Here is a 23,094-nt window from a genome sequence, read left to right on the forward strand (position 1 = left end):
CCAGTGATCACGGAAGAGTACTCCGAGCTCGGCGCCCGATGCAGCCGATGGACCGTACACCGGCGGCCCGTTGACCCATTATCGGATGCCCGCATAGTCCGCTGACCCGCATATCAGCGCTCCGGGTCACCCGGCAGGAGCATCCCAAGTCCCCGCGTGCGGGCCCACTTTCGGGGAAGATCTGCACAGACGTGGTCCACGCCGGACACGAGGGGAAAGGAGTCGCTATCCATGCAGGTCTGGCCGGGACAGGCGTATCCGCTCGGCGCCACGTACGACGGCGCCGGCACCAATTTCGCGGTCTACTCCGAGGCCGCCCGACGCATCGAACTGTGCCTGCTCCACGAGGACGGCTCGGAGACCGCCGTCGAACTGCGGGAGACGGACGCCTTCGTGCGCCACGCCTACCTGCCCGGGGTGATGCCGGGGCAGCGCTACGGCTTCCGCGTGCACGGCCCGTACGAGCCCGAGCGGGGGCTGCGCTGCAACGCGGCCAAGCTCCTGCTGGACCCGTACGCGCGGGCGATCGCCGGGAGCGTCGACTGGGGCGAGGAGGTCTACGGCTACCACTTCGGGCGGCCGGATTCGCGCAACGACCTCGACTCGGCGCCGCACACGATGAGTTCGGTCGTGGTCAATCCGTACTTCGACTGGGCCAACGACCGCCCGCCGCGCCACGAGTACCACCGCACCGTGCTGTACGAGGCCCACGTCAAGGGCCTGACCATGCATCATCCCGATCTGCCCGAGGAACTACGCGGCACGTACGGGGCCCTCGCCCACCCGGCGGTCATCGGACACCTCACCAAGCTCGGGGTGACGGCGCTGGAGCTGATGCCGGTGCACCAGTACGTCAACGACCACCGGCTGGTCGACGACGGGCTGAGCAACTACTGGGGCTACAACACGATCGGCTTCTTCGCCCCGCACAACGGCTACGCCTCGGGTGACCGCGGCCAGCAGGTCCTGGAGTTCAAGTCGGCGGTGCGCGCGCTGCACGAGGCCGGGATCGAGGTGATCCTCGACGTGGTCTACAACCACACCGCCGAGGGCAACCACCTGGGCCCGACGCTGTCCTTCCGCGGGCTCGACAACGCCTCGTACTACCGCCTCGCCGATGATCCCCGGCACTACACGGACACCACCGGGACGGGGAACTCGCTGCTCATGCGCTCCCCGCACGTCCTCCAGCTGATCATGGACTCGCTGCGCTACTGGGTCACCGAGATGCATGTGGACGGGTTCCGCTTCGATCTCGCCGCCACGCTCGCCCGGCAGTTCCACGAGGTGGACCGGCTGTCCTCGTTCTTCGACCTGGTCCAGCAGGATCCGGTGGTCAGCCAGGTGAAGCTGATCGCGGAGCCCTGGGACCTGGGCGAGGGCGGCTACCAGGTGGGGAACTTCCCGCCGCTGTGGACCGAGTGGAACGGAAAGTACCGGGACACCGTAAGGGACTTGTGGCGCGGGCAGCCGCGCACGCTGGCGGAGTTCGCGGGACGGCTGACCGGGTCCTCGGACCTCTACCAGGACGACGGCCGCCGCCCCCTGGCCTCGATCAACTTCACCACCTGCCACGACGGTTTCACCCTGAACGACCTCGTCTCGTACGACGAGAAGCACAACGAGGCGAACCGGGAGGGCAATCGGGACGGGGAGACCCACAACCGGTCCTGGAACTGCGGGGTCGAGGGGCCGACCGAGGACCCGGAGATCCTGGAGCTGCGCGAGCGCCAGATGCGCAACTTCACGGCCACCCTGATGCTTTCGCAGGGCGTGCCGATGCTCAGCCACGGCGACGAGTTCGCCCGCACGCAGGGCGGCAACAACAACACCTACTGCCAGGACAACGAGCTGTCGTGGCTGCGGTGGCCGGAGCCGGGCAAACCACCGCCCTTCCTGCTGGAGTTCACCCGGCGGATGGTGTGGCTGCGGCGCGACCACCCCGTGTTCCGGCGGCGCCGCTTCTTCCACGGCCGGCCGGTGGAGGGCACCGACGACGAGCTGTCTGACATCGCCTGGTTCACCCCGCACGGGGAGCCGATGCGGGCCCGCGACTGGCAGGCCCAGCACGCACGGGCGCTGACGGTGTTCCTCAACGGGGAGGCGATCTCCGAGCCGGGCTCGCGCGGGGAGCGGATCACCGACGACTCGTTCCTGCTGATGTTCAACGCGGGCGCCGATCCGCAGGAGTTCACGGTCCCGGCCGGGCACGGGGCGCAGTGGCGGCTCGTGGTGGACACGGCGCGGCCGGAGGTGCCGCCACCCGGCACCGGACCGCAGTACGCGGCCGGCGACCGGGTGGGTCTGACAGGACGGTGTCTGGTGGTCCTTCAGCGCCCGGCGTAGGGCGAGTTCCCGGTCGTCTTCGGGGAGGCGGTCTGCTGGGCCGGGATGAAGGCCTTGCGGGCGGCCGCGTGCTTCCGGGCGGCGGGCACCGGGGTGACGAGGGCGAGGAGCAGGGACAGGGCGGCCGCCCCGACGGCGACGGCGAAGGCACCGGCGGGCCCGTACCACTCGGCGAGCCGCCCGGAGGCGGCGAGCGCGGCCGCCTGCCCGGCGACGAGCGAGCTGGCGGCGAAGGCCGTCGACTCGGCGAGCCGGGCCGGCTCCACCACCCGTTCGGTGAGGGCGAACGCGGTGATCAGGTGGGGCGCGTACGCGGCTCCGAGCACGGTGACGACCGCGTACAGCGGCCACAGGGTGTGGGTGGAGAGCAGCGGTACGGAGAGCACCAGCGCGGCGGCAGTGGCCGCCCGCCAGCGCATCCGCAGCCCGATCCGGGCAGGCAGTGCGCCGAGGGCGAGGCCCGCGCCGGCACTGACGACGCCCATGGCCGCGTACACGGTCCCTGCCTGGCCGGGGACGCCCAAACGAGCGGTGAGGGCGGCGATTCCGGCCTGGCAGGCACCGAACATGGCGCCCTGGAGGAACAGGGAGCCCCGTACGGCGTACACGACCCGCGGGTGCCGGCCGCGCCGCCCCGCACCGGCACCGGCACCGGCACCGGCTTCGGCGCGGGTGCCCCGCCCCGGCGCGGTGCGCTCCTCCGCTCCCGCCCCGGCCGTGACGGCGGCGGTCGGGTGCAGGGCGAAGGCGACGCCGAAGACGGCGACGAGGGCGGCGGCCCCGCCGAGGGCGACGGCGGGGTGCGCGACGAGGGCGGCGAGTCCGACGAGGGCGGGACCGAAGACGAAGGAGACCTCGTCCAGGGTGCCTTCGAGCGAGTGGACGGCAGCCACCACGCCCTCGTCGGCCCCGGCGCGGTGCGCGAGGGCCACGGAGCGGGTCCGGGCGAGCGGTCCGATCAGCGGTACGGAGGCTCCGGTGACGGCGCCGATCGCGGCGAGCGGGACGGTCGCGAGGCCCCCGAGGGCTCCGGCGACCAGGGCTCCGGTGGCGGCCGCGTTGACCGCGGCGGCGGTGACCACCACGGGGCGCTGCCCGTGCCGGTCGGCGAGCCGGCCCAGGACGGGCCCGAAGACCACCTGTCCGGCGGAGAGGGTGCCGCCGACGATGCCGGCGGTGGCGAGGGAGTCGGTGGTCTCGGCGACCAGCAGGACGCTCCCGAACTGGGACATGGCGACGGGGAGTCGCGCGAGGAAGGAGAGGAGCGGGAGTAGGGGCCCGGTCAGGGCGATGACTCTTCGATAGGTGTTGACGGTTCCGGCCACTTGATCAACGCTAACCCGATGCAGCCATTCGGGTGCATCGGGTCATTACACGGAATCAGGGAGGGCGAAAGGTGGGTACGTACGTTCTCTTGGCCTCTCCTCTCCCGGTAAGGGAGGGATTCCCATCCTCGCGGGTGGGGTTTCCTGCTTCACCACGGACCGCCCCGACCGAGAGAAGGTCCCCGATGGGGTCTTGCATCCGCTCCACAGGCAGCGGCCGCCAGCCCGGCGGCCAGAAGGTTCACGGAGGCGTTCCCGTCACGGTCGTGAGCGGCTCCGCAGCCTTCACACGTCCACTCACGGACACTCAGGGGCATCGCCTCGGCGAGTGCCCCGCAGGTGGAACACAGGCGTGTGCTGGGGAACCACCTGCCAACGGTGATGAGTTCACGTCCGTACCACGCCGCCTCGTACTCCAGCATGGACCGCAGCTCACGCCAGGCCGCGTCGTGTACGGCACGGGCGAGCTTGTGGTTCTTGACCATGTTGCGGACGATGAGGTCCTCGATCACGAGCGTTTGGTTTTCGCGCACGAGCCGCAGCGCCTGCTGCAACGGCACGGAGGACACCTCAGCCAGGTAGCCGAATTCCTCGGTCTTCTTCCAGGCAGTGAGCATTGCCGACGTTTGGCCGTGGCCCAGCCGCGTCCCGCTCGACTTCCATGCCTCGGCACGGGCAGCGAGGGCAAGGTTGTAGGCCTTCCGCACACACCCGAACGTCCGCAACAGCTCAGCCGCCTGCGCACTGGTCGGATGGAAACGGTACTTGAACGCCCGCTTCACAGGAGTAGCCCCCACAACCGGGACGCTAGGACCGATCAGGATCCGAACACAAGCACAGGTCACAGCATCACGCAGCGGCGCCCGGCCGCTGCTCGGCCCCGAGCCGGACTCGGATCTCCCCCACAGGCGGGAGGTTCCCCCGGCCGGCCCTCGACTGCAGCCGGGGGTTCCCACGACAGGAGGCAGGAATGAGCCAGCCGTACCCGCGCACTGCGGTGTCTCCGTCACCGCCGTCATCGACGTACCGCCTCCAGCTGCGGCCGGAGTTCCCCTTCGCGGCGGCCGGGGCAGCCGTACCGTACCTCGCGTCGCTCGGCGTGTCACACCTGCACCTCTCGCCGGTGCTGGAGGCGGTCCCCGGCTCGGCCCACGGGTACGACGTCACCGACCACTCGCGGGTGCGGGCCGAGCTCGGCGGGGAGCCGGGGCTGCGCGCGCTGGCCGCGACCGCCCGGGACCACGGCCTCGGCCTGGTGCTGGACATCGTGCCGAACCACATGGCGGTACCGTCCCCGCTGCGGCTGAACCGTCCCCTGTGGGAGGTGCTGCGGGACGGGCCCGCCTCCCCGTACGCGCGCTGGTTCGACATCGACTGGGCGGCGGGCGGCGGCCAGGTCCTGCTGCCGGTGCTCGCGGGGCCGCCCGGGCCGGGCGCGTTCACCGTCGACCGGGAAGACGGGGTGCTGCGCCACGGGGAGCTGGAGTTCCCGCTGCGGGAGGGGACGGCCGGGCTGGCGGCGGCGGAGCTGCTGGCCGCGCAGTGGTACCGGCCGGCCTGGTGGCGCACGGCCCGGACGGAGCTCAACTACCGCCGGTTCTTCACGATCTCGGACCTGATCGGGGTCCGGGTGGAGGACCCGGAGGTGTTCGCGGCGACGCACGCGAAGGTGCTGGAGCTGGTGCGGGACGGGGTGGCCGAGGGGCTGCGGATCGACCACGTGGACGGGCTGGCGGACCCGGAGGGGTACCTGCGCCGGCTGCGGGCGGCCGCGGGCGGTGGCTGCTGGGTGGTGGTGGAGAAGATCCTGGCCCGGCAGGAGCGGCTGCCGCCCGGCTGGCCGGTGGCGGGCACCACCGGGTACGACGCCCTGCGCCGGGTCGACGGGGTGTTCACCGATCCGGCGGGCGCCGCGGAACTGGCCCGCCGCTACGCGGAGTTCACCGGGGCCGCGGACTGGGAGCAGACGGCCCGCGACTGCGCACGGGAGGTGCTGACCGGCGATCTGGCGGCCGAGCTGGCGGCGCTGGAACGGGCCGCCGGGCCTGAACTCGCCGCCGGAGTGAGGGAGTTGCTCATCGCCTATCCGGTCTACCGGCCCTACCCCGGCGAGCCGGAGCTGTCCCCGCGCGCCCTGGCGGAGGCCGCCGGACCGGCCGGTCCGGACGTCGTGGCCGGCGTACGGGACCTCGTACTGCGCGATCCCGCCTTCGCGGCGCGCTTCGCCCAGACCTCGGCGGCCCTGCGGGCCAAGTCGCTGGAGGACCGGGCCTTCTACCGCCACGCCCCGCTGCTGTCGGCCGCCGAGGTCGGCGGGGACCCCGGCCGGCCGGCGCTCGGGCCCGCGGAGTTCCATGCGTACTGCGCGGAGCTCGAACGGGACTGGCCCGGCTCCGGGACGGTGCTGTCCACGCACGACACCAAGCGCAGCGCGGACGTCCGGGCCCGGATCGCCGCCCTCTCCCAGGCCCCCGCCCTGATGGGCCGGCCGGCCGGCGCCGATCCCCAGCTGGCCTGGGTGGCCCGGCAGACGGCGCTCGGCCTCGGGGAGGTCCCCGAGCGCGCCGACCGCCTCGGACAGGCGCTCCTCAAGGCCGTCCGCGAGGCCGCCCTGCACACGAGCTGGACCGACCAGGACCCGGAGTACGAGGCCGCTGTCGCGGGGTACGTCCCGGACCCGGAGGAGCTCGCGGAGCCCGCCGAGCTGGCCGGGGCGGCGCGGGCGAACCTGCTCGGCATGACGCTGCTGCACCTGGCGATGCCCGGGGTCCCGGAGATCTACCAGGGCGCCGAGACGGAGTACCGGGCCCTGGTCGACCCGGACAACCGGCGCCCGGCGCGGTTCCCCCGCGAAGCCCTGGCCCGGCTGGACGCGGGGGCCGTACCGCAGGGGCAGGCGGAGGAGAAGCTCGCCCTGACCGCCACCCTGCTGCGGCTGCGCCGGGACCGGCCCGGCCTGTTCACCGGGTACACCCCGCTGTCCGCCCGGGGACCGGCGGCGGAGCACTGCCTGGCCTTCGCCCGGCCGGCCGGGCTGGTCGCGGCGGTCACCCGGCTCTCGCACCGGCTGGCCGGGGCCGGGGGCTGGCGGGACACCGCCCTGGCCCTGCCGCCGGGACGCTGGACCGCGCTCCTGGACCGGGGGACCCCGTACGAGGGCAAGGTCCCGCTCGCGGAGCTGTTCTCGGCGCGGCCGGTCGCCCTACTGGTGCGCGACGGCGGACGGGACGGCGGGCGCGGAGGCGAATAGGCCGGCGAAGGCCGCGGCCGCGCCGGTCAGGGGGACCCGGGAGAAGACGGAGAGGGGCCGGTGCCACGGAGGGTCGAGGGAGAGCAGCGCGCAGTCCTCGCCGAGGGCGCCCCGGACCGTGTGGGCCGGGGCCACGACGATGCCGACGCCGGCGGCGGCCATCCGCACGGCCGTCGAGGTGTGTTCCGTACGCAGCACCGTGCGCGGGGTGAAGCCGACCGTTCCGCACGCCCAGTCGAGGAACGCCTGGCCCCGGACGGAGGGTTCCATCGCGCAGCGGATCCAGTCGCGGTCGGCGAGCTCGGCCAGCCGGACGGAGCCCCGGCCGGCCAGCGGGTCGTCGAACGGCACCACCAGCAGCAGCTCCTCCCGGCCCGCCGGCAGGACCGGGCCGGTCCACTCATTGGGCTCCGGGCCCACCGCGAGGTCGGCGACGCCCCGCTCCAGCTGCTCCTCCAGGGCCTCCGTGGACCCGTACTCGCGCAGCACCAGCCGGACGCCCGGGTGCAGGGACCGCCAGCGGGCGGCGATGCCCGGAAGCAGGCCGACGGCGACGGCATGGACGGTGGCGAGGTGCAGTTCGCCGCCGGCGGCCCCCGCGGCGGCGCGGGCGGCGCGCGCGGCCTGCCGGGCGCTGCGGACGGCGAGCTGGGCGTGCGGCAGGAAGGCGCGGCCCATGGGAGTGAGCCGGACCCCGCGCGGCATGCGCTCCAGCAGCTCGCCGCCGACGGACCGTTCCAGGGCCTTGACCTGGTGGGAGAGGGCGGGCTGGGTGACGTGCAGGGCGTCGGCGGCGCGGGTGAAGGAGGACTCCTCCACGACGGTGAGGAAGTACTCCATCTGACGCAGGCTCATGCCGCGCAAGCATAAAGAGTGTGCATGGAGCCGAGAAGATCATTGCCTTGGACTCATGGCAGGGGCCGCCCGCAGGCTTGTGCCCATGAATACCGACAGCACCGGCAACTCCGTGGACGTCATCGTGATCGGCGGCGGCACGGGCGGCTACAGCACCGCCCTGCGCGCCGCGGCCCTCGGCCTGGACGTCGTCCTCACCGAGCGGGACAAGGTCGGCGGGACCTGCCTGCACCGCGGGTGCATCCCCAGCAAGGCGATGCTGCACGCGGCCGAACTCGTCGACGGCATAACCGAGGCGCGGGAGCGGTGGGGGGTCCGGGCCGCCGTGGATTCGGTGGACTGGTCCGCACTGACCGCCACCCGGGACGACATCGTCTCCCGCAACCACCAGGGCGTGGAGGGCCACTTGCGCCGCGCCGGGGTCCGTGTGGTGCGCAGCAGCGCGCGGCTGACCGGACCGCGTTCCGTCCGGACCGCGGACGGGCAGGAATTCACCGCGGTGCGCGGCGTCGTGCTGGCCACCGGCTCCCGGCCGCGTACCCTGCCCGGTCTGGAGCCCGACGGCCACACCGTCGTCACCAGCGACGACGCGCTGTTCGCGCCCGGGCTGCCCGCGTCGGTACTGGTGCTGGGGGGCGGTGCGATCGGCGTGGAGTACGCCTCCTTCCACCGGTCCATGGGCGCCGAGGTGACCCTGGTCGAGGCCGCGGAGCGACTGGTTCCGATAGAGGACGCCGACGTGTCCCGGCATCTGGCGCGCGGGCTGCGCAGGCGGGGGATCGACGTACGGACCGGGGCGCGGCTGGAAGGGGCCGAGCGGCTCGCGGGCGGCGGCGTACGGGCCACCGTGCGCGGTGCGCGCGGGGACCTCGGGGAGGTGACCGCGGAGCGGCTGCTCGTCGCGGTCGGCCGGGTCCCGGTGACCGACGGGCTGGACCTGGCGGCGGCCGGACTGGCCGCGGACGAGCGGGGGTTCGTGGCGCCGGCCGACTGGTCGCGGCTGGAGACCGCGGTCCCGGGGATCCACGTCGTCGGCGATCTGCTGCCGCCGCCCTCGCCGGGCCTGGCGCACGCCTCGTTCGCGGAGGGGCTGCTCGTCGCCGAGACCCTGGCGGGGGTGGCGGGCGTCCCCGTGGACTACGCGGCGGTGCCGCGGGTGACGTACTCGGCACCGCAGACCGCCGCCGTCGGGCTGACGGAGGCGCAGGCCCGGGACCTCTCGTACGACGTCGTCGTCAACACGATGCCGCTGACGGCGGTGGCGAAGGGGATGGTGCACGGACAGGGCGGGACGGTGAAGGTGGTCGCCGAGCGGGGCGGGCGGGTGCTGGGCGTGCACCTGGTGGGGCCGCACGTGTCGGAGATGATCGCGGAGAGCCAGCTGATCGTGGGCTGGGACGCGGAGCCGGGGGACGTGGCCCGCCACGTCCACGCCCATCCGACGCTGTCGGAGGCGGTGGGCGAGGCGTTCCTGTCCCTGGCCGGCCGCGGCCTCCACCAGCGGTAGCGGACCGGCCGGGGCCGCCGCGGCACGGCGTCGGCAAGGTGTTGGCGAGGTGTTGGCCAGGGGGTTCCGGGAAGTGTGGGGCGTGCGGAGCAGTAGGGGGCGTGCGCGGCGGGCATTGCATCAGACGTGACCCTCCTTCGTGACATGTGCTACCCCACACCGTCCGAACTCGCGCTGGCCGCCCGCGCCCTGGCGGACGCGCACCCCGGCCGGGCCCGGCTCCGGCAGGCCGGAACCTCCCGGGGCGGCCGGCCCCTGTGGCTGCTCTCCGTCGAGCCGAGCGGCCGCACGCGGGGCGCGGGTGTGCTCGTCGTCGCCGGGGCCCACGCCAACGAGCCCGTCGGCGGTGCCACCGCGCTCGCCCTCGCCCGGCGCGTCCTGCACGACCCGGCGACCCGCGCGGGCGGCGGCTGGCACTTCCTGCTGTGCGCCGATCCCGACGGGGCGGCCCTGCACCGCACGCCCCGTCCGTACTCCCTGCTCGACTACCACCGGAACTTCTTCCGGCCGCCCGGTCCCGAACAGCCCGAGTGGGCGCCGTCCTTACTGCCTCCGGACCTGCTGCCGCCCGAGACCGTGGCCCTGACCGGCCTCATCGACGAGCTGCGGCCCGTCCTGCAGGTCTCCCTGCACGGCACCGACCTCGGCGGGTCCTGGGTGCAGCTCACCCGGGACATACCCGGCCTCGCGGAGCCGTTCGCCAAATCGGCCGCCGAGCTGCGGATCCCGGTGGAGACCGGGGCCTCGGACGCGGCGGGCTGGCCCTCCCCCGGGCCGGGCATCTTCGTGATGCCGCAGCCCGGGGCCGACGCCGCCGGGGCCTTCCACCCGGAGGACACCCGGCTCAGCACCTGGTACCACGCGCACCGGTACGCCGGCACCACGGCCATCGTCGAAGTCCCCATGTGGGCCTCGGACCTGGTGGACGACCCCGCCCCGCACCCGGACCCGCGCGGCGCCCTGCGGATCCTGGCCGGGCGGCTCTCCGCGGACGCCGCGCTCGTGGTCCGCGTACGGGAGCGGGTGGCCGGGGCGCCGGACGCCGCCGCGGGCCCCGCAGCGGCCTCCGGTACGGACCGCGCTGCCGGCCTCGGCACGGACCCCGGCTCGGCCGCCCTGCTGCGCGCCGTCGACTGGACGCTCGCCCTGATCCCCCGGATCACCGCGGAGTGGACCGGCGCCGGGGCCCCCGCCGAGGCCACGGCGGCCTCCATCGGCAGCATCGACGCCTTCGGGCGGCGCCTGTCGCTGCGCGCTGCCGCGATGCTGCTCCGGGTGCTCCGCGCCCAGGGCCACCCGGGGGCCTCGGGGCTGGACCGGCTCGTCACCGGCTGGTGCGAGGAGTTCGCGGCCCGCTTCCAGGCGCGCCGGGTCCCGGTGGCCACCCAGGTCGAGCACCAGACCCGTACCGTGCTGGCGGCCTACGAGCGGCTCGTGGCGGACGGGACGGTCAATGCGTAGGGGCTGCCGGTACGGACAGGGTGTACCGGCGCTTGGGCGCGCCGGTGGCGCCGAGCCTGTCGTAGAAGCGGATCGCGCCCTCGTTCCAGTCCGGGGTCTGCCACTGCACGTGGTCGAAGCCGAGCCGGCGCGCGAGGCCCGCCACACCGTCCATCAGGGCCGCGCCGAGGCCGTGCCCCCGGGCCTCCTCGGCGAGGTAGAGGCAGTCCATGTGGAGGTAGTGCCGGGCGTCCCAGAACGCGAACTCGGCCGAACAGGCTGCATATCCGGCGACCGACCCGTCCGGGGCCTCGGCCAGCAGCACCCACAGGCGGGCGTCCCCGGCGAAGAGCCGCGGCCCGAGGCGGTCGGCCAGGTCCGGGGGCCGGGGCGCGGACTTCTCGTACGCGACGTGCTCGTGGACGAGCTCGACGAGGCGGGGCAGGTCCTCGGGGCGCGCGGGGCGCACGACCGGCGGGTGTTCCTTCGGGTGTCCGTCTTCCATGGGGACCATCTTCGGCCCCGGACCGGCGCGGGGGGCAGCCCGGTCAGGAGGACGACAGCCGGAAGTTCATCCGGCCGAAGCCGATCTGGTCCCCGTCGCGGACCACCGCCGAGCCCGTCACGCGGCGTCCGTTGACGGTGGTGCCGTTGGAGGAGCCGAGGTCCGTGAGCACCCACACCCCGTTGCGCATGCCGAGCTCGGCGTGCATCCGGGAGACGGTCTCGTCGGTGAGCCGCAGCCCGTTTCCGGGGTCGCGGCCGATCCGCAGGGACCGGGCGCCCGGGTGCGGCAGCAGCAGCTTGGGCAGCCGTTCGACGGTCCAGGCCCGCCGGACCCCGGCGGACACGGCGGAGGCCCGGCCCACCCAGGCGAAGACGCGACGGGTCCACGGGCCCTCGCGGCTCTCCAGGTCGGCGGTGAGCACCGCGAGGTCCTCGGAGCGGCGGGCGACCAGGACGAGTTCCATGCGGCGCAGGAACGTGTCGTGGGAGAGCTTCCCGAGGGCCGCACCCTCGCGGAGCTGGCCCAGCGCCCGGTCGCGCTCGGCGTCGGACAGGCGCGGAGCCGGGAAGGCGGGGAACTCGAAACTCGACGTCACAGGGTGATTGTCGGCCCGTCAGGGGCAGAGTGTCCAGAACACCAGAAGCCACCCCGCGATGATGGGGCCGGCACACGTTCCGGGTACCGCCGCAGACGAGGGGAACCGTCCGTGCAGTTCGAGGTGTGGGCACCGCTGACAGACCGGGTCGCGCTGCGGCTCGGCGACGCGACGTACGAGATGGCCGGCGATCCGGACCGGGCGGGCTGGTGGGTGGCCGAGGCCCCGGCCGCCGACGGGGACCGGTACGGATTCCTGCTGGGCGTGGAGCCCGGTCGGGAAGTCGTACGGCCCGACCCGCGCGGGCGGCGGCTGCCGGACGGCCCCGACGGCCTCTCGGCGGTGGTGGATTTCGAGGCGGTCGCCCCGCAGGCGCCGGCGCCCGGCACCCGCCTCCAGGACGCGGTCCTCTACGAGCTGCACATCGGCACCTTCACCCCCGAGGGGACCTTCGACGCGGCCGCCGCCCGCCTCCGGCACCTCACCGCGCTCGGGATCACGCACGTGGAACTGATGCCGGTCTGCCCCTTCCCCGGGCGCCACGGGTGGGGGTACGACGGGGTCGCGCCCTGGGCGGTGCACGAGCCGTACGGCGGCCCGGCCGGTCTCGCCCGGTTCGTGGACGCGGCCCACGCGGCCGGCCTCGGGGTGGTGCTGGACGTGGTCCACAACCACCTGGGCCCCTCCGGCAACCACCTCCCGGCCTTCGGCCCGTACTTCACGGACACCCACCACACCCCGTGGGGTGCGGCGGTCAACCTGGACGCGGCAGGCTCCGACGAGGTCCGCGCGTACCTCCTGGGCAGCGCCCTGGCCTGGCTGCGGGACTACCGGATCGACGGACTCCGGCTGGATGCCGTGCACGCGCTCGCCGACGGACGGGCGCTGACCTTCCTGGAGGAGCTGTCCGCGGCCGTGGACGAGCTCGCCGCCGAGAGCGGCCGCCCGCTGTTCCTGATCGCGGAGTCCGACCGGTGCGATCCGCGCACCACGGCCCCGCGCGGCGCCGGGGGCCTGGGCCTGCACGCGCAGTGGAACGACGACTTCCACCACGCCCTGCACTGTGCACTGACCGGGGAGTCCCAGGCGTACTACACCGATTTCGCGGAGGCGCCGCTCGCTGCCCTGGCCAAGACCATGACCCGGGCGTTCTTCCACGACGGGACCTGGTCCTCGTTCCGGGGGCGCAGCCACGGCCGCCCGGTGGACCGGCGCCGGACCTCCGCGCACCGCTTCCTCGGGTACACCCAGACCCACGACCAGATCGGCAACCGGGCCCTCGGCGACCGCCTCGCGGCCTCGCTCTCCCCCGGGCTGCTGGCATGCGGCGCGGCGCTGGCGCTGACCGGGCCGTTCGTGCCGATGCTGTTCATGGGCGAGGAGTGGGCCGCGGGCACGCCGTGGCAGTACTTCACCGACCATCCGGACCCGGAGCTCGCCGAGGCGGTCCGCAGCGGCCGGCGCAGGGAGTTCGCGGCGCACGGCTGGAAGGCCGAAGAGATCCCGGACCCGCAGGACCCGGCCACCCGGGACCGCTCGTGCCTGGACTGGGCGGAGCCGGAACGCGCACCGCACGACCGGCTGCTGGCCTGGTACCGGACCCTGATCACGCTCCGGCGCACCCACCCCGACCTGCGCGATCCGGACCTGGCGGCGGTCCGCGTGGCGTACGACGAGGAGCGCCGCTGGGTGACCTTCCGGCGGGGAGACGTACGGGTGGCCGTGAACCTCTCCCCCGAACCGGTGACGATCGCCCTCGGCCGCAACGGGGTCCGGGTCCTGGCGGCCTGGGAGCCGGTCGAGCACCCGGGTCCGGACGGCCGCGTGCACGTCCCGGCCGAGTCGGCGGTGCTGCTGGGGCCGTGACGGCCCGCATTCGGCCCGCCGCGGAACCCCTTCACCGTCGGGGCCGGGGCCACTACGGCTACCGACTGGTCGTGGCCGGCGGGTTGTGAGCCCGCGGGCGGCCGTCGGCGCTCACTCCACGACGGCCAGCTCGCGCGGAGCGTTGTTGAGGCTGCGGCCGCCGTCCTCGGTGACCGTCACGATGTCCTCGATGCGCACCCCGAAGCGGCCGGGCAGGTAGATGCCCGGCTCCACCGAGAAGCACATTCCGGGGACCAGGAGCTGCTCCTCGCCCTCGACCATGTACGGGGGCTCGTGGGTGGTCACGCCGATGCCGTGGCCCGTGCGGTGGATGAACCGGTCGCCGTAGCCGAACTCGGTGATCACCGCGCGTGCCGCCCGGTCCACGTCCTGGCAGGCGATGCCCGGGCGGACGGCTGCGGAGGCGGCGTGCTGGGCCTCGCGGACGATGTCGTGGACGCGCTGCTCCTCGGTGCTCGGCTCGCCGACGTGCACGGTGCGGGAGATGTCGGAGCCGTAGCCGTGCTTGAGCCCGCCGAAGTCGAGGACCACCATGTCGCCGTGCCCGATGGTCCGCTCGCCGGCCTCGTGGTGCGGGTTGGCGCCGTTGGGGCCGGAGCCGACGACCGTGAAGTCGACCTGGGAGTGGCCGTGTTCGCGCAGCAGTGCGGCCAGGTCGGCGGCGAGGTCGGTCTCCCGGCGGCCGGCGAAGGGGACCCCCAGGATCTGCGCGTACGCCGCATCGGCGGCCGCGCCGGCCGCCGCGAGCCGCTCCAGCTCCCGCTGGTCCTTGACCGCGCGGAGCATCGGCAGGACGGCGGTGAGCGAGGCGTACGAGGTGGCCGGCAACTCCCGCTGGAGGCCGAGCAGATGCATGGCCCAGGTGTTGTCGCTGACCCCGAAGCGGCCGCCTGCGTCGAGGAGCGGCGCGGTGACGCCGTACGGGTTCTTCCCGTCGGCCCAGTCGCGCAGGGTCAGCGCGGGCGCCCCGGGGGCCTTGGCCGCGTCGGGGGCCTCCAGGGCGGGCACGACGAGGACGGGCTCCTGCCCGGCGGTGAGCACGAGCAGGGTCAGCCGCTCGGTGTCGACCGGCCGGTAGCCGGTGAGGTGGGCGAGGTCGGGCCCGGGGGCAATGAGCAGCCCGGCCAGCCCGGCATCGGCGGCGCTCTGTGCGGCGGCGGCCATCCGGGCGGCGTAGTCGGCGTGCGTGAACGGATCGGGTTCGAGGTCCATGGTCCGATCCTCCCGCCGCGCCGGGCCGCGCGCGAGTGGTTGGAGGTGTCCTGCCGGTCAGCCGGCCCGGCCGGCAGGACACCCCCTACCGCGGCGCGGTGAGCCGGACGGCGAGGGCCGCGGCGGCCGGGGTCGGGGCGCCCGGGGCGAGGAGTTCCGTACGGTGCACCAGGCGCGGGTCGGACAGCGGTACGGCGACCCCGGCCCCGGCGGCCTCGGCCACCCGGCGGGGCAGCAGGACCAGGCCGTGCCCGGCGGCGGCGAGGGCGCACAGGGCGTGCAGGTCGGTGCCGTCGTAGCGCAGGGCCGGGCCGGTGCGGACGACGGCGGGCGCCGGCACCGCGCCGGGGGCGTCGATCCAGCGGGCGTCGGCGAGGTCGTCCAGCCGGAGCGAGGCCCGGCCGGCGAAGGGGTGAGCGGCCGGGAGCAGCACGGCCGGCTCCTCCTCGCCGACGCCGGTGACGGTGAGCGGGGCCACGTCGGGCAGCCGCAGCGGGTCGTTGGGCGCGGCGAGGCCGTCGACCAGCCCGAGGTCGCAGCCGCCCGTGGCGACGGCGGCCGGCACTTCGGCGGGCGGCAGCACCCGCAGGACGACCCCGGTGGCCGGCAGTGCGGCGAGCAGCCGGGGCCCGACGGCGAGCGGGGACGCGGCGAGCGTGACCTGCCCGGGCGGCGCGGCGGCCAGCCTCAGCACGTCGGCCCGGGCCGCGTCGAGCCGCAGCAGCAGCGGCCCGGCGTGCTCCAGCAGTCGCACCCCGGCCGGGGTCGGCTCCACGGGCCGCCGGGTGAGGAGCTCGGCACGCAGGTCGCCTTCGAGGGAGGCGATGTGCTGGGACACGGCGGACTGGGTGTAGCCGAGCTCGCGGGCGGCGGCGGAGAAGGAGGACAGCCGGACGACGGCGACGAAGGTGCGGAGCAGGTGCGGATCCATGGGCGCCAGCGTGCCACCGGCCGCGCGGCCCCGGCCGCGGGGCCTGCGCCCGGCCGGCCCGGCGCGCCCGGCCGAAGGCGGGTCCCGGCGTCCCTATCGTGGGAGGGTGAGCATCCCCAGTGGCCCGCCCGCAGGCCACAGCAGGCCACAGGGCGCATCCCGGACCGACTTCGGCGGCGCCGTCTACGGGTCCCTCCTCGCAACCTCGGTGGTGGCCACGGCCAGTGCCGCCGGCGAGCATCCCCGGCTGACCCTCGTACTCCTCCTGCTCGTCACGGGTGTGGTGTTCTGGGCGACCCACGTGTACGCCGAGCTGGCGGGGGAACGGCTGGTCGGCGAGCCCTGGAGCCGGCGCGAGATCCGCCGGGTCGCCGGCCACGAGTGGCCCATCGTCGAGGCCGCCGCGCTCCCCGCGGCCGCCGTCGCCCTCAGCGGTCTGCTCGGGCTGGACTACGCGGGCACGGCATGGCTGGCCATGACCGTCGCCGTGGCGCAGCAGGTGATCTGGGCGTGCGTCGGCGCCGCCCGCGCGGGTGCCACCCGCGGCCAGCTGGCCACCGAGGGCGTCGTCAACCTCGTCCTCGGTCTGATCATCGTGGCCACCAAGGCCGCGTTGAAGCACTGATCAGATCTGCTGATCGACCGTGCAGGAACAATCGTTGGCGCTGAACCCGGGTCGGGTCGCAGGATGATCGGCATGACCACGGAACAGACCAGGCAGAGCACGGACACCGCACGTATCGCCCTCGTGGGCGACCGCTCCCCGCATGTGAAATCGCACGCCCGCGTCCCTGCACTCCTCGACGCCCTCGCCACCCGCCACGGGCTCGTACTCGACGCGTACTGGATCCCCACCGGGGACGCCGGGGCCGAGGCCGCCTCCGGGGCCCTGGCCCGGTTCGACGCGGTCTGGCTGCTGCCCGGCAGCCCGTACGCCAGCGAGGCGGGGGCGCTCGCGGCGATCCGGGTGGCGCGCGAGGAGCGCATCCCGTTCCTCGGGACCTGCGGAGGCTTCCAGCACGCCCTGCTGGAGTACGCCCGCTCCGTCTGCGGACTGACCGGCGTCGCGCACGCCGAGAACGACCCCGGGGCCGAGGACCTCCTGATCGCCCCGCTCGCCTGCTCGCTCGTCGGCCACCAGGGCCTCGTACGGGCCGCACCCGGATCGCTCGCCGAGTCCGCGCTCGGTGCGGAGCGGTCCGTGGAGCACTACCACTGCAGCTACGGGCCGGAGCCGCGGTACCTGCCGGTGCTGACCGCCCACGGGCTGCGGCTGTCGGGGCACGACGAGGACGGGCAGGCCCGCATGGCGGAGCTGCCCGGGCACCCCTTCTTCCTGGCCACACTGTTCCAGCCCGAGCTGTCCGGCGACGGGACCCGCCCGCACCCCGTCGTCACGGCGCTCGCGGAGGCGGCCGTCGCACACGCCGCGGCCGGATGACGCGTGGCGGGACCGCCCTCCTGATCAGCTATGCTGTGCATGCACATCGAACGGGCGGTCCGCCGCCCTTCGTGGTGGGTGTAGCTCAGTTGGTAGAGCACCTGGTTGTGGTCCAGGTGGCCGCGGGTTCAAGTCCCGTCACTCACCCTGATCCCCTGGGGGTACGAGGTCTCCTCGTACCCCCAGGGGCTTTTTCGTGTCCGCAGGACAGGCCCGGGAAGGCGACCGGGTCCTCATGAGGCTTCTAGCCCCGGAGGAACGCCTCCACCGCGGCGGCGAAGGCGACCGGGGTCTCGTGCGGCGGATAGTGGCCGGCTCCGGGGACGGGGTGGACCCGGCAGTCGGGGTACGACACCTGCCAGGTGGCCCGCATCACCTCGGGGGTGAGGGCGAGATCGTACTCCCCGACGAGGACCAGCACGGGGACGGTGCTGCCCTTCACGGCGGCGGACAGGTCCAGCGGCTGCCAGCTCGCGAAGTACCCGGCGAACGCCTCCGGGCGGGAGGTTTCGAGGGAGTGCGCGACCATCCGGTCCAGCCAGTGGCGGCTCGCGCGGTGGCCGGTGACGAGGTCGAGGATGGTCCGCCGGTTCTCGGCGCTCTCGGCGGCGCCGTGGAACAGCGCGTCCGTCGCGTCGTCCATCTCGTACGGGGCGGCGGGGACCGGGTTGATCCCGATCAGCTTCTCGATCCGCTCCGGGGCCCGGACCAGGACCTGCTGGATCGCCTTGCCGCCCATGGAGTGGCCCATGAGGGAGAAGGTGTCCCAGCCGATCTCGTCGGCGAGCGCGAGGACGTCGTCGGCGATCTCGGCGAGCGTGTAGCGGCCGGCGACGTCCCGGCGGTCGCCGTAACCGCGGTAGTCGAGGAACGCGTACGAGAACCCCTCGGGGTCGAAGTAGTGCAGCACGGAACCCCAGTTGGCGGAGGTCCCGAACCAGTCGTGCAGCACGATGACCCGGACGGGGCCGGTGCCGATCCTGCGGTGGGCGATGGCCATGCGTTCTCCCTGGGTGACGGGGCGATGGGAACTGCCGCCGTACGTTCTGCCCGGCGCACCTGCGATCACACCGTGAAGCCGATATCCCGCGCGGTCCGCGCCGTCGTCGGCAGCACCCTGCTCCGGCACGCCCGCAGCCACCGCCCCACCGACCTCCCGGTCCTGGAACGGCGGCTGCTGCGCACACCGGACGACCGCGTCAGACGGTCTTGATCGCCGGGTCGGAGATGCCCGGGGTGCCCGTTTCGACGTGGCCCGCGAAGCGGCGGAGGAAGGTGGCGTCCGCGTCGGAGACGACCTTGACGTCGTACCAGCGGCCCGTCGTGCTCAGGTCCGCCGTGTACGCGGCCGTGCCGCCCGCCGCGACCCGCAGGGTCTGGGCCGCACCCCCGTAGGCGTTGGTCACCGTGAGGTTGACGGCTGCCGAGCCGGAGTTGGTCAGCGTCAGCCTCAGGTTGCCGGTGGCCGCGTCGTGGCGGGCCGTGACCTCCGGGCCGGCCTTCTTCGCCGGGCCCTTCCAGGTGCGCAGGAACCCGTTCGGGCCCCAGACCGTCAGGTTGATCTGGTTGCCGGTGGAGCTGCTGGTGCTCCAGGTGTCGGCAAGGGTCTTGCCCGCCTCGACCGTGTAGGGCCAGGGGCCGTCCGTCCTGTTCCCCGAGGTGCTGTGGAAGTGGGCGCCGAGGGAGGGGCCGGAGGAGAAGGTCAGGGTGAACTTGCCCGTGGAGAACGCGGCCCTGCCGTCCACGTACGGGGCGTAGCCCAGCGCGCGCGTCGGCTTCGTGCCCGCCTCCTGCCTGGGCAGGGTGCCCGTGGCCGGCGGGACCGGGTGGTAGGACGGGTGGGCGTTGTGGTCCGGCGGGACGTAGCCGGCCGTGGAGGGCAGCGACGCCGGGGTCGCGTCCGCCCGCGTGAAGTCGAAGGCCGAAGTGAGGTCGCCGCAGACGGCGCGGCGCCACGGCGAGATGTTGGGCTCCTGCACGCCGAAGCGCTTCTCCATGAAGCGGATCACCGAGGTGTGGTCGAAGGTCTCGGAGCAGACGTAGCCGCCCTTGCTCCACGGGGAGACCACGATCATCGGGACGCGCGGGCCGAGGCCGTACGGGCCGGCCGCGTAGCCGCCGCCACCGGCGTAGAGGTCCTTCGAGACGTCGGCCGTGGACAGGCCCCACGCCGCGGACGCAGGCGGGTACGGCGGGACGACGTGGTCGAAGAAGCCGTCGTTCTCGTCGTAGGTGATGAAGAAGGCCGTCTTCGCCCACACCTCCGGGTTCGTCGTCAGGGCGTCCAGGACCTGCGAGATGTACCAGGCGCCGAAGTTGACGGGCCAGTTCGGGTGCTCGCTGAAGGCCTCGGGGGCAGCTATCCAGGAGACCTGGGGCAGCGTGCCGTTCACGACGTCGGCCCGCAGCTTGTCGAAGTAGCCCTCGCCCGCCTTCGCGTCGGTGCCCGTACGGGCCTTCTCGTACAGCGCGTCGCCCGGCTGGGCATTGCGGTAGCTGTTGAAGTACAGCAGCGAGTTGTCGCCGTAGTTGCCGCGGAAGGCGTCGCCGATCCAGCCCCACGAGCCGGCCGCGTTCAGGCCGTCGCCGATGTCCTGGTAGATCTTCCAGGAGACCCCGGCCGCCTCCAGGCGCTCCGGGTAGGTCTTCCAGCCGTAGCCGGCCTCCTGGTTGCCGAGGACCGGGCCGCCGCCGGTGCCGTCGTTGCCCGTGTGGCCCGTCCACATGTAGTAGCGGTTCGGGTCGGTCGCGCCGATGAAGGAGCAGTGGTAGGCGTCGCAGACCGTGAAGGCGTCGGCGAGCGCGTAGTGGAACGGGATGTCGTTCCGCGTCATGTACGCCATGGTCGTGGCCGTCTTGGCCGGCACCCATTTGTCGTACTTGCCGTTGTTGTACGCCGCGTGGCCGCCTGCCCAGTCGTGGTTCAGGCCCTCGACGAACTGCATGCCCAGGTCGTTGACCTGCGGGTTGAAGGGGAGGATGTCCCTCGTCCCGTTGGACTGGAAGAAGACGGACTTCCCGTTGTCCTGGAGCACCGGACGCGGGTCACCGAAGCCCCGGACGCCCTTCATCGAGCCGAAGTACTGGTCGAAGGACCGGTTCTCCTGCATGAGGACCACGATGTGCTCGATGTCCTGGATGGTGCCGGTGGTGCCCTGCGCCGGGATGGCGGCCGCGCGCGCGATGCTCTCGTTCAGCATCGCGGCGGCGGCGGTTCCGCCGGCGATCTGCAGGAACCTGCGGCGGTTGAGTTCAGCCATGGGGTGACGACCTCTGCGGGTGAGGGGGGTGTCGAGGGGCGACCCAAGGACAGCGGTCCAGGGGTACCGGCCGGAGATCAGTTCGTGACACCACGCGGTACAGCTGGAGAACGGAAAGACCTCCCGGACGGTCCGCGCATCTGCTGAAATGACCTCCCAAACACACTGCACGGGGGGCGCAGACCAGATGGCGGGGACCGAGTTCGGGCATGCCCTCGGGCGGTCCCGCGCGCTCTCCGGCCTGCCGGCTGCTCCGCTCGTGGCACGGTACGGGGAACTCGTCTGCGCGCAACAGGCCCTGGGCTTGAGCCACTTGGGCGAGTTACTGGTTCCGGCCGGCGGGTGGCTGCGCGTGCTCGACGGCATCTTCGCCGTCGAGGGACCCGGCCGGCGGCGCCACGTGGGAGCCGATGCGCTGCGCGCGCTGCGGGCCTCCCGGACCGGTGCCGGAGCCGGGGCCGCCGAACTGCTCGACCGGCTGGCCGGAATCCAGCAGCGCGATCCGGCCGCGCTGCGCCGGATCCTGCTGTACCAGCTCGTACAGCTGCTGCACGGCCACCCCCGGGGAGATCTGCCGGAGACGGCCACCGGGTTCGGGGTCGACCCCGACGAGGCGGCGGCCCTCGTGCACGCCGCCGCCGCGAGCCCCCGGCTGGACCCGGCGCAGCGGGCCGCCGCCGAGGGGCTGGAGGACGAGTGGCGCTCCGGCCGGGTGCGCGCCGCCGCCCGGAGCGCCGCCGTACTGCCGCGGGCCGCGGCCGGCGGGGACCCGCTGCTGGCGGGCCGGCTGGCCGGGCTGGCCGAGCGGGTACGAGCCGCCGACGCCCTGCTGGACGAGGCCCGGGAGCACGAGGACCGGGAGGATCCGGAGCAGGCCGCCGCGGCGTACGCGCAGGCGGCCCGGCTGGCCTGGGACTGCCCGCGCGCGGTGCGGGGCCTGGTCCGCACCCACCGGCCGGGCGACGGGGACCCCGGGCCGCTGGAGGCCTGGCCCGTACCCGGCGGGATGGCCCTGCGCCGGCCGCCCGGCGCCGACCCGGACGGGACTTGGCGGGTGGTGCGGCTGACCCGGCGCGAGCCGCCCGCCACACCGCTCCCGGAGGTGCCCGGACCGCTCGGCGCGGCCCCTCTGACGGACCGCCGGGCCCCGCTCGGGCGGCAGGTCCGCTACGTGGCCCTCCCGGGCGCGGGCTCCCCCGCCGCCCCGCTGATCAGCGCCCCGCTGCTCGTGGCGCCCGAGGTGGCGGAGCTGCGCCTGGCCGACGGCCGGGCCCGGATCGAGGCCTCGTGGGTGCGCCCGCCCGGCGCGGCCGGGGTCCGGGTGACGCTGACCGGCCCGCGGGGACGCACCGTGGAGCTCGGCGCCCCGGTCGCGGCCGGCCCGGCCGCACCCGGCACCGGACCCGGCGGGAGCACCGGGGCCGGTGCGGCCGGCGGAGCGGGCGCGGGCGGCTCGGCCCACGGCAGCACCGCAGGCGGCGGGCGGGAGTCCGCGCGCGCCGAGGGGCTGGAGCCCGGCACGTACCTGCTGCGGGTGCGGTGCCGCTACCGGCCGGACGGCATCCGCGGCGGGGACGAGGTGCTGTCCCCCGGGATCGAGTCGCCGGTCACCGTGCACCCCTGGCCCGCCCCGGTGCTCACCCTCGCCGCTGCCGCCCGGGACGCGGGCGCGCTGGAGTTCCGCTGGACGGGGGCCGCGGGGGCCGACGTACGGCTGGTCGAGTGGCCGGGGCCCGCTCCGGCGGAGGGCGCCGAGCTGGCGGCCGACGCACTGCCGCAGGCACTGTCCTGGGTGGACGCGGCCGGGATCGCCGAGCCGCCGCCGGGCACGCTGGCCACCGTCAGCGCCGTGGCGGTCCTGGGCGAGCGGGCGCTGGCCGGCCCGGGCGTGACGGTCGAGGCCCCCGACGCGGTCACCGGGCTCACCGTCCGGCGGACCACGGCCGGACGGGCCAAGGTCAGCTTCGACTGGCCCGACGGCGCGGGCCGGGTCACGGTCGCGGTCACCCCCGGGTCGGGCGGCGGGCGTACCGAACACCCCGTCGTGCGAGCCGTGTTCCTGCGCGAGGGGCTGGAGCTTCCGGTCGGCCCCGGTGCCGTCCGCGTCACGGCGTACGCCGCCCCGCGCAGCGCGCACGCGATCGCAGCCGCCCCGCGCGACGGCGTACAGGCCTTCCTCGCGGCCGACGTCGCCATCGCCTACCGGGTGCTGCCCGGGCCCCGGCGGATGCTGCGGCGCGGTCCCGCCGTGCTCCGGGTGACCCTGCTCGCACCCGGCGGGGATCCCGGCTCCGGGCTGCCCGACTTCGTCCTCGTCGCCGGAACGGGCGGTGCGGCCCGGCCCCACCGGCCCTCCGACGGCGACGAGTTGTGCCGGGTGACCGGCACCGAACTCGCGGCCTCGGGGACCGTCGAGCGTGAGATCGCCCCCCGCGCGCCCGGCGGCCCGTACGCCGTGCGCGGTTTCCTCCTCGGCGGCCGTGCCGCCTCCGTCCGGCTCGACGAGCCCTCCCTCACCTCCCTGGTGGTCCGCTGAC

Annotated in this window: 17 protein-coding genes, 1 tRNA gene and 1 pseudogene; 10 read left to right on the plus strand and 9 right to left on the minus strand. The window is 74.5% G+C overall.

Annotated elements, in window-relative coordinates; translation table 11 throughout:
- The first annotated feature begins 231 nt into the window (after window positions 1–231).
- Window positions 232–2,346 carry a glycogen debranching protein GlgX gene (gene glgX, locus ABTY04_RS26925; protein WP_352215970.1) on the plus strand — a complete coding sequence of 705 codons (2,115 nt, stop codon included), beginning with the start codon at window positions 232–234 and terminating at the stop codon, window positions 2,344–2,346.
- On the opposite strand, the gene ABTY04_RS26930 is transcribed toward glgX, so the two are convergent.
- Window positions 2,331–3,671: an MFS transporter gene (locus tag ABTY04_RS26930; RefSeq protein WP_352215971.1), complete on the minus strand. Its 1,341-nt coding sequence runs from the start codon at window positions 3,669–3,671 to the stop codon at window positions 2,331–2,333. The two genes, glgX and ABTY04_RS26930, sit on opposite strands and share 16 nt — an antisense overlap.
- Before the next feature lie 45 nt (window positions 3,672–3,716).
- A pseudogene (locus ABTY04_RS26935) lies at window positions 3,717–4,468 on the minus strand (RNA-guided endonuclease TnpB family protein).
- 173 nt (window positions 4,469–4,641) lie between these two features.
- Here ABTY04_RS26935 and treY point away from each other — a divergent pair.
- Entirely contained in the window at window positions 4,642–6,921 is a 2,280-nt protein-coding gene (gene treY, locus ABTY04_RS26940) for a malto-oligosyltrehalose synthase (RefSeq protein ID WP_352215972.1), read from the plus strand.
- On the opposite strand, the gene ABTY04_RS26945 is transcribed toward treY, so the two are convergent.
- Complete coding sequence (locus ABTY04_RS26945) at window positions 6,874–7,776, minus strand: LysR family transcriptional regulator (RefSeq protein WP_352215973.1); 903 nt, start codon at window positions 7,774–7,776, stop codon at window positions 6,874–6,876. The two genes, treY and ABTY04_RS26945, sit on opposite strands and share 48 nt — an antisense overlap.
- Before the next feature lie 85 nt (window positions 7,777–7,861).
- On the opposite strand from ABTY04_RS26945, the gene lpdA reads away from it, so the two are divergent.
- Together lpdA and ABTY04_RS26955 are read left to right on the plus strand one after the other, a co-directional pair.
- Window positions 7,862–9,283, plus strand: coding sequence for a dihydrolipoyl dehydrogenase (lpdA, locus tag ABTY04_RS26950; protein WP_352215974.1), 1,422 nt, complete (start codon window positions 7,862–7,864; stop codon window positions 9,281–9,283).
- A 144-nt stretch (window positions 9,284–9,427) separates the two neighbouring features.
- Complete coding sequence (locus ABTY04_RS26955) at window positions 9,428–10,744, plus strand: M14 family zinc carboxypeptidase (RefSeq protein ID WP_502996724.1); 1,317 nt, start codon at window positions 9,428–9,430, stop codon at window positions 10,742–10,744.
- Here ABTY04_RS26955 and ABTY04_RS26960 read toward each other — a convergent pair.
- Both ABTY04_RS26960 and ABTY04_RS26965 read right to left on the minus strand, forming a co-directional pair.
- Window positions 10,734–11,228 (minus strand): GNAT family N-acetyltransferase, encoded by a 495-nt coding sequence (locus tag ABTY04_RS26960; RefSeq protein ID WP_352215976.1) that lies wholly within the window; start codon window positions 11,226–11,228, stop codon window positions 10,734–10,736. The two genes, ABTY04_RS26955 and ABTY04_RS26960, sit on opposite strands and share 11 nt — an antisense overlap.
- A gap of 43 nt (window positions 11,229–11,271) precedes the next feature.
- Complete coding sequence (locus tag ABTY04_RS26965; RefSeq protein ID WP_352215977.1) at window positions 11,272–11,826, minus strand: DUF1707 and FHA domain-containing protein; 555 nt, start codon at window positions 11,824–11,826, stop codon at window positions 11,272–11,274.
- Between the two features lie 111 nt (window positions 11,827–11,937).
- Here ABTY04_RS26965 and treZ point away from each other — a divergent pair, with 111 nt between their 5' ends.
- A complete protein-coding gene (treZ, locus tag ABTY04_RS26970; RefSeq protein ID WP_352215978.1) occupies window positions 11,938–13,692 on the plus strand; it encodes a malto-oligosyltrehalose trehalohydrolase in 1,755 nt (584 codons plus the stop codon).
- Window positions 13,693–13,803: 111 nt separating this feature from the next.
- Here the strand turns inward: treZ and ABTY04_RS26975 are convergent, their stop codons facing one another.
- Both ABTY04_RS26975 and ABTY04_RS26980 read right to left on the minus strand, forming a co-directional pair.
- On the minus strand, window positions 13,804–14,925 hold the full coding sequence (locus ABTY04_RS26975) for a M24 family metallopeptidase (protein ID WP_352215979.1): 1,122 nt from the start codon (window positions 14,923–14,925) through the stop codon (window positions 13,804–13,806).
- A gap of 85 nt (window positions 14,926–15,010) precedes the next feature.
- A complete protein-coding gene (locus ABTY04_RS26980) occupies window positions 15,011–15,856 on the minus strand; it encodes a LysR family transcriptional regulator (RefSeq protein ID WP_352215980.1) in 846 nt (281 codons plus the stop codon).
- Window positions 15,857–15,962: 106 nt separating this feature from the next.
- Here ABTY04_RS26980 and ABTY04_RS26985 point away from each other — a divergent pair, with 106 nt between their 5' ends.
- From ABTY04_RS26985 to ABTY04_RS26995, 3 genes are all read left to right on the plus strand, one after another.
- The gene (locus ABTY04_RS26985) at window positions 15,963–16,481 is read left to right on the plus strand and encodes a hypothetical protein (protein WP_352215981.1); all 519 of its coding nucleotides are present in this window, start codon (window positions 15,963–15,965) and stop codon (window positions 16,479–16,481) included.
- A 72-nt stretch (window positions 16,482–16,553) separates the two neighbouring features.
- Window positions 16,554–17,297 (plus strand): CTP synthase C-terminal region-related (seleno)protein, encoded by a 744-nt coding sequence (locus ABTY04_RS26990; RefSeq protein ID WP_352215982.1) that lies wholly within the window; start codon window positions 16,554–16,556, stop codon window positions 17,295–17,297.
- Window positions 17,298–17,371: 74 nt separating this feature from the next.
- Window positions 17,372–17,444: transfer RNA gene (locus tag ABTY04_RS26995), tRNA-His, on the plus strand.
- Window positions 17,445–17,541: 97 nt separating this feature from the next.
- Here ABTY04_RS26995 and ABTY04_RS27000 read toward each other — a convergent pair.
- On the minus strand, window positions 17,542–18,297 hold the full coding sequence (locus ABTY04_RS27000; protein ID WP_352215983.1) for an alpha/beta fold hydrolase: 756 nt from the start codon (window positions 18,295–18,297) through the stop codon (window positions 17,542–17,544).
- Window positions 18,298–18,369: 72 nt separating this feature from the next.
- Here ABTY04_RS27000 and ABTY04_RS27005 point away from each other — a divergent pair, with 72 nt between their 5' ends.
- Window positions 18,370–18,510 (plus strand): hypothetical protein, encoded by a 141-nt coding sequence (locus tag ABTY04_RS27005; RefSeq protein WP_352215984.1) that lies wholly within the window; start codon window positions 18,370–18,372, stop codon window positions 18,508–18,510.
- Here ABTY04_RS27005 and ABTY04_RS27010 read toward each other — a convergent pair.
- Window positions 18,497–20,557 carry a phosphocholine-specific phospholipase C gene (locus ABTY04_RS27010; protein ID WP_352215985.1) on the minus strand — a complete coding sequence of 687 codons (2,061 nt, stop codon included), beginning with the start codon at window positions 20,555–20,557 and terminating at the stop codon, window positions 18,497–18,499. The genes ABTY04_RS27005 and ABTY04_RS27010 overlap by 14 nt on opposite strands.
- 187 nt (window positions 20,558–20,744) lie before the next feature.
- Between ABTY04_RS27010 and ABTY04_RS27015 the strand changes: the two genes are divergently transcribed.
- Window positions 20,745–23,093, plus strand: coding sequence for a thioesterase domain-containing protein (locus ABTY04_RS27015; RefSeq protein ID WP_352215986.1), 2,349 nt, complete (start codon window positions 20,745–20,747; stop codon window positions 23,091–23,093).
- Window position 23,094: the final 1 nt, after the last annotated feature.

The organism is Streptomyces sp. NPDC097981 (assembly GCF_040302565.1).
Lineage (GTDB): Bacteria > Actinomycetota > Actinomycetes > Streptomycetales > Streptomycetaceae > Streptomyces.